General features: G+C 73.1%; 4 protein-coding genes. 3 read left to right on the top strand and 1 reads right to left on the bottom strand.

All coding sequences use genetic code 11. The features are described from left to right. A partial coding sequence (locus V7E46_RS32170) for a nucleotide sugar dehydrogenase (RefSeq protein WP_333771715.1) occupies positions 1-781 on the bottom strand: 781 nt, incomplete at its 3' end. Positions 782-1,039: 258 nt separating this feature from the next. On the opposite strand from V7E46_RS32170, the gene V7E46_RS32165 reads away from it, so the two are divergent. From V7E46_RS32165 to V7E46_RS32155, 3 genes are all read left to right on the top strand, one after another. Further along, positions 1,040-2,746, top strand: a complete 1,707-nt coding sequence (locus V7E46_RS32165) for a glycerol-3-phosphate dehydrogenase/oxidase (RefSeq protein WP_333771714.1) — start codon at positions 1,040-1,042, stop codon at positions 2,744-2,746. Between the two features lie 84 nt (positions 2,747-2,830). Beyond that, positions 2,831-4,516 carry a serine/threonine-protein kinase gene (locus V7E46_RS32160; protein ID WP_333771713.1) on the top strand — a complete coding sequence of 562 codons (1,686 nt, stop codon included), beginning with the start codon at positions 2,831-2,833 and terminating at the stop codon, positions 4,514-4,516. 85 nt (positions 4,517-4,601) lie between these two features. Continuing rightward, positions 4,602-5,341, top strand: a 740-nt coding sequence (locus V7E46_RS32155; protein WP_443054415.1) for a serine/threonine-protein kinase, incomplete at its 3' end; no start/stop codon positions are given.

The raw sequence follows: 5,341 nt of genomic DNA, 5'->3' as shown, positions 1-5,341 counted from the left end.
CGGCGGGGCCGCCGACGCCGGGGCCCGGGCGGAAGGCCTGGAAGCCGAACGGCTTGGTCTCCGCGCACCTGATCACGTCCCACAGGTCGACGCCCAGGTCGTGGCAGAAGACCGCCATCTCGTTGGCGAAGGCGATGTTGACGTGCCGGTAGTTGGTCTCCAGCAGCTTGACCGCCTCGGCCTCGCGGGTGCCGCGGGCCCGCACGATGCGTTCGGTGAAGCGGCTGTAGAAGGCGGCGGCGGCCTCGGTGCACGCGGGGGTGCAGCCGCCGACCACCTTGGGGGTGTTGGCCAGCTGGTAGGCGCGGTTGCCGGGGTCGAGGCGGCCGGGGGAGTAGGCGAGGTGGAAGTCGCGGCCGGCCCGCAGCCCGTGCGACTCCAGCAGCGGGCGCAGATATCCCTCGGTGGTGCCGGGGTAGACGGCCGACTCCAGGACGACGGTGGTGTGCGGGCGCAGGTGCGCGGCCAGCGCCCGGGCGGCGGTGGCGACCGCGGACAGGTCGAGGGCGTGGTCCTCGCCGGGCGGGGTGGGCGCGCAGATCACCGCGGTACGCACCCGGCCCAGTACGGCCGGGTCGGCGGTGGCGCGGAAGCCGCAGGCCAGCATCCTGCGCAGGTCGGCGGCGGCGAGCGAGCCCGGCGGCACCCGGCCGGCGTTGATGTCGGCGACGGTGGCGGGATCGGGGTCGTAGCCGATGACACCGACGCCCGCGACGGTCGCCGCCTGGGCGAGCGGGAGTCCGGTGCTGCCGAGTCCGAGTACGGCGAGGTCTGCGGGCATGGGGGGTGTCCTCCCTGGCGACCACCACGAATGGGCTCATGCATGGCTTTAAAACAGGCTAACCAGACAAATCACTGATATGACCACTCGCCGCGCCGTACAGGCCCGGCGACCTGGCCTGGCAGCGACCGGCCGGGCCGGTCACTATCGGAGGAGGGCCACCGCCGGATCACGGCATATCCCGGTGGAACCCGAGCAGGAACGACCCAGCGGAACCGACCGAGAGCCCGGTCACCAGCGACAGGCACGGAGGTACGGATGCGTACGACGACACTCGGACCCGCCCAGCGGGCGGCGGCCCTCACCCGGATGGCGGAGAAGGAGCTCGACATCCTGGTGGTGGGCGGCGGCGTCGTCGGCGCCGGGACGGCGCTGGACGCGGCCACCCGCGGGCTGTCGACCGGGCTGGTCGAGGCCCGCGACTGGGCCGCCGGCACGTCCAGCCGGTCGAGCAAGCTCATCCACGGCGGTCTGCGCTATCTGGAGATGCTCGACTTCGCGCTGGTCCGCGAGGCGCTGAAGGAGCGCGGGCTGCTGCTGGAACGGCTCGCGCCGCACCTGGTGCGCCCGGTGCCCTTCCTCTACCCGCTCCAGCACAAGGGCTGGGAGCGGCTGTACGCGGGCTCGGGCGTGGCCCTCTACGACACGATGTCGCTGTCCTCAGGACACGGCCGCGGCCTGCCCGTGCACCGCCACCTCACCCGCAAGCACGCGCTGCGGGTCGCCCCCGCGCTGCGCAAGGACGCGCTGGTGGGCGCGCTCCAGTATTACGACGCCCAGGTCGACGACGCGCGCTTCGTCGCGGCCCTGGTGCGTACCGCCGCGTCGTACGGCGCGCATGTCGCCAACCAGGCGCGGGTGACCGGCTTCCTGCGGGAGGGCGAGCGCGTCGTCGGCGCCCGGGTGCTCGACGGCGAGGCGGGCGGCGAATACGACGTGCGGGCCAAGCAGGTGGTGAACGCGACCGGGGTGTGGACCGACGACACCCAGGCGCTCATCGCCGAGCGCGGGCAGTTCCACGTACGGGCGTCCAAGGGCATCCACCTGGTGGTGCCCAAGGACCGGATCCATTCGAGTACGGGGCTGATCCTGCGCACCGAGAAGAGCGTGCTCTTCGTCATCCCGTGGGACAGGCACTGGATCGTCGGCACCACCGACACCGACTGGGACCTGGACAAGGCGCACCCGGCGGCCTCCAGCGCCGACATCGACTACGTGCTCGACCACGTCAACTCGGTGCTGGCCACCCCGCTGACCAGGGACGACGTCCAGGGTGTCTACGCCGGGCTGCGCCCGCTGCTGGCCGGGGAGTCCGACGCCACCAGCAAGCTGTCCCGGGAGCACACCGTGGCCCACCCGGTGCCCGGGCTCGTGGTCGTCGCCGGAGGCAAGTACACGACGTACCGGGTGATGGCCAAGGACGCGGTGGACGAGGCCGTGCACGGGCTGGACCACCGGGTCGCCGCGTGCTGCACCGAGGACGTGCCGCTGGCCGGAGCCGAGGGCTACCAGGCGGAGTGGAACGCCAGGGCCAGGACCGCCGCCCGTACCGGTGTGCACGTCGCGCGGATCGAGCACCTGCTCAACCGCTACGGCACCCTCATCGACGAAGTGCTCGACCTGATCGCCGACGACCCGTCGCTGGCCGCCCCGCTGACCGGCGCCGACGACTACCTGCGCGCCGAGGTCGTCTATGCGGCGGCGTACGAGGGCGCCCGCCACCTGGACGACGTGCTCGCCCGCAGGACGCGGATCTCGATCGAGACCTTCGACCGCGGCACCCGCTGCGCCCGCGAGGCGGCCGAGCTGATGGCGCCGGTGCTCGGCTGGGACGCCCACCAGGTCGACAAGGAGGTCGAATACTACGAGAAGCGCGTGGAGGCGGAGCGCGAATCGCAGCGCCAGCCGGACGACCTGACCGCGGATGCCGCCAGGCTGGGGGCGCCGGATATCGTGCCTCTCTAGGCGCACGGCGTCTGGACGCGAGCCGGAACGGGCCGAACGGCCCTCCTGGCACGCGTGATCGGGGGACAGACGGAGGAGCAGGACATGGTGGCACCCGCGGACGAGGGGCGGTTGGTCGCGGGCCGGTACCGGCTGATGGAGCGGATCGGCCGCGGCGGCATGGGCACCGTGTGGCGGGCCGAGGACGAACTCCTCGACCGCCAGGTCGCGGTCAAGAAACTGCACCCGCCGCAGCCGCACATGCTCGAGGAGGAATTGGCCACACTCTTCGAGCGCACCCGCCGCGAGGCCCGCGCCGCCGCCAGGATCAGCCACCCCAACGTCATCGTCGTCCACGACGTGGTGGACGACGCGGGCCTGCCGTCCATCGTCATGGAGTACGTCCCCTCGGTCACCCTCGGCGAACGGCTCAAGGAGGGCGGCGCCCTGCCGCCGGCCGAGGCCGCCAGGATCGGCCGCGGCATGGTCGCGGCGCTGCGGGCCGCCCACCGCGCAGGAGTGCTGCACCGCGACGTCAAGCCCGGCAACGTACTGCTCGGTGACGGGGGCCGGATCGTCCTCACCGACTTCGGCATCGCCCAGGCGTCCGGCACCTCGACGCTGACCAGGACCGGCGAGCTGATCGGCTCCATCGACTTCCTGTCGCCCGAGCGCATCCGCGGCGCCATGCCGGGGCCCGAGGCCGACCTGTGGGCGCTGGGCGCCACGCTCTACCAGGCCGTCGAGGGCGAGTCGCCCTTCCGCCGCCCGACCGCGATCGAGACGGCGTACGCCATCGCCGAGGACCCGGTCGTGCCGCCGCCGAACGCCGGGGCGCTGACCGAGGTGATCGCGGGCCTGCTGGCCAAGGAGCCCGCTGAGCGGCTGTCGGCGGAGGAAGCCGAGCGGATGCTGCGCATCCCGGCGGGGGACCAGGACACCGCGGTGGTCGAGCAGGTCAAGGTGACCGAGCCGCTGCCCGTCTCCGATCCGGCGTCCGCCGGCCGCGGTGGTGCGCCCGCGCACGCCGGTCACACGCCGCCGCATGGCGGTGCCCCCGGCGCGTACTCCACCACGGGGCAGCCGCCGCCGTATTCCGCGCCGCACGGCGGGGACCGCCGCCGCCCCGGCCGCTGGATCGCCGCCGCGGCGGCCGTCGCGGTGCTGGCCGGGGGCACCGCCGTCGCCGTGGACCGGGCGCACCGGTCGGACGCGGCCGGCGGCGACGGCGGCCCCACGGGCGCCCCGACCGCCACCGCGACCACCGCGGCCACGGCTCCCACGACGCCCCCCACCCCCGCGACGCCCACCGCCGAGCCGACCAACGCGCACCCGCCGCCCGTCCCGGACGGCTACCACCTGGAGGACCAGGCCAACCGCGGCTACAGCGTCCCGGTCCCCGACGACTGGACGAAGAAGGTCACCGACGACGGTGACCAGGTCAGCTACGTCGACCCCACCGACACGGTCGCCCTCAAGATCAGCGCCCTGGACTACGCCAGCCCCGACCCGTACCAGCACTGGCTGGATCTGGAACCGCAGACTCAGGACAAGGTCCGCAACTACCACCGCGAGCGCATGGAGACCACCAAGACCGCCTGGGGCCAGGACGCGGCCCTGTGGCAGTTCACCTTCAAGGGCACGAGCAGCACCTTCCGCGCCGTGGACCTCGGATTCGGCAAGGAGGGTGGACGCGAGTACGCGGTGTACCTGTCCGCGCCGAAGTCCCAATGGACCACCTACAAGCCGGTGTTCGACACCGCCGCCGCCGGTTTCCGGCAGCAGGGCTGAACAGCGGCCCGAGCTCCGCATTCGCATCCTGGTGCCCCGGTCGGGGATGATGGGGTTTCACACCGCAGGACTGCAGAGGGAACCCATGAGCGAGGTCGAAGGTACCGACGGACGCCTGCTCGCCGACCGGTACCGCCTCGACGGCGTACTGGGCAAGGGCGGTATGGGTACGGTCTGGCGCGCGGTCGACGAGACCCTGGGCCGCTCCGTCGCCGTCAAGGAACTGCGTTTCCCGGGCAATGTCGACGAGGACGAGAAGCGCCGCCTTGTCACGCGCACGCTGCGTGAGGCCAAGGCGACCGCGAGGATCCGCAACACCGGCGCCATCACCGTCTACGACGTCGTCAAGGAGGACGACCGGCCGTGGATCGTGATGGAACTCATCGAGGGCAGGTCGCTGTCCGACGCCATCCGCGAGGACGGCCCGCTGACCCCCAAACGGGCCGCGGAGGTCGGCCTCGTCGTGCTCGACGTGCTGTCCGCCGCGCACCGCGAGGGCATCCTGCACCGCGACGTCAAACCGTCCAACGTGCTGATCGCCAACGACTCGCGGGTCGTGCTCGGCGACTTCGGCATCGCGCAGATCGACGGCGACCCCTCCGTCACCTCCACCGGCATGCTGGTCGGCGCGCCCTCGTACATCTCGCCCGAGCGCGCCCGCGGCCACAAGCCGGGCCCGCCGGCCGACCTGTGGTCGCTGGGCGCGCTGCTCTTCGCCTCCGTCGAGGGCCGGCCGCCGTACGACAAGGGGTCGGCGATCGCCACCCTGACCGCGGGGGGGGGGGGGGGGGGGGGGGGGGGGGGGGGGGGGGGGGGGGGGGGGGG

This window comes from Streptomyces sp. IBSBF 2435, from assembly GCF_036815005.1.
Classification (GTDB): Bacteria; Actinomycetota; Actinomycetes; order Streptomycetales; family Streptomycetaceae; genus Actinacidiphila.
This window is presented reverse-complemented; position numbering and strand designations above follow the sequence as displayed.